General features: G+C 28.4%; 1 protein-coding gene. It reads right to left on the reverse strand.

Translation table 11 applies throughout. From position 1 onward, the window contains the following. Positions 1–144: 144 nt before the first annotated feature. Positions 145–1,188 carry a 3-deoxy-7-phosphoheptulonate synthase gene (gene aroF, locus R4K56_RS14695; RefSeq protein ID WP_335773215.1) on the reverse strand — a complete coding sequence of 348 codons (1,044 nt, stop codon included), beginning with the start codon at positions 1,186–1,188 and terminating at the stop codon, positions 145–147. Positions 1,189–1,474: the final 286 nt, after the last annotated feature.

Below are 1,474 nucleotides of genomic sequence, written 5' to 3' on the forward strand. Positions count from 1 at the left end.
AACATATAATTATATTATTAGATTTATTTGAAAATTAAGTAATAAATATTTTCTCTTTATCAAAAAAATATATATATTTCAATATAATAAGAAAGATGAATAGAATAATTCTACTCACCTTTTTAACTTAAAAATAAAAATTAATTATTTAGTATAAACTCTGCCATTATGTTTTTCTTTGATTTTTACAACGGTATCAGAAATCATATTAACAGATTCCATAATATCAGCAAATACATCGGGCTTTATAGACTGTGCCCCATCGCATAAAGCATATTGAGGATCATTGTGTACTTCTATAATCATACCATCAGCACCAGCAGAAATAGCTGCCAAAGTAAGAGGAAGTGCCATCCAAGATTTACCGCTAGCATGTGAAGGATCACCAATAACAGGCAAATGACTTAAACGCTTTATTGCCGGAATTGCTGAAACGTCAAAAGTATTTCTAGTATAAGTTTCAAATGTTCTTATACCGCGTTCGCATAATACAACATTTTCATTTCCTTGATTAAGTATGTATTCTGCACTCATAAGCCATTCTTCTATAGTACTAGATAAACCTCTTTTTAATAATATAGGCTTTTTTAATTTACCAACCTCTTTTAGAAGTTCAAAGTTCTGCATGTTTCTTGCTCCTATTTGAATCATATCAACAGTATTATCAAAATCTTCTAAATGTCTAATAGATACTATCTCACTCACTATAGGAATATTAACTTCTTCTCTTGCTAGTTTCAATATTTTAAGTCCGTCCAATGCCAAACCTTGAAATGCATAAGGAGATGTTCTAGGCTTGAAAGCTCCGCCTCTAAGTATTGAAGCTCCGGAAGCCTTAACACTTTTTGCTATACTTATTAATTGTTCTTCACTTTCCACTGAACAAGGCCCAGCAATAATAACAGGCTTATTCTCCCCTATTTTTACTCCGCTAACATCTACTATTGTATCTTCTTTCTTGAAAGCTCTGTTTGCTCTTTTAAATGGTTCTTGTACTTTTAATACTTTTGATACTCCAGGTAAAGATGATATTAAATCCCTATCTATCTTTGAAGTATCGCCTACCATTCCTATTACAGTATAATCTACTCCAACACTTTTATTTATACCTAACCCAGCTTCTTTTAATCTTTCTATAATATTATTTACTTGTTCTTCTTTTGCATTTGGTTTCATTACTACTATCATAATTTAATTCTCCTTAATATAATTTTAAAATTTAGAATACTGAAATATAAAAATTGTAAGCATATATAAAGTGTTATAATATTTAAGCGAACAATTTTTATTAGAAATAAAAAAATTTAAATATAATATGTTTGTTAATTAGAAATATAGATACACTGGCGCCTTAAACGCCATAATAGAAAAAGTAATAAGCAAGAATGCTTTTGAAATTGTTAGAATATAAATTACCTTTCATAGTAACTAATTATATACAAAAAGATAAAAAAGTCAAGAAAAATAATTATTT

It is taken from the genome of Brachyspira pulli (assembly GCF_036997785.1).
Lineage (GTDB): Bacteria > Spirochaetota > Brachyspiria > Brachyspirales > Brachyspiraceae > Brachyspira > Brachyspira pulli.

Bases quoted from the DNA above. Each gene is read 5' to 3' on its own strand.
- aroF (WP_335773215.1), bottom strand. From the start codon at position 1,188: ATGATAGTAGTAATGAAACCAAATGCAAAAGAAGAACAAGTAAATAAT.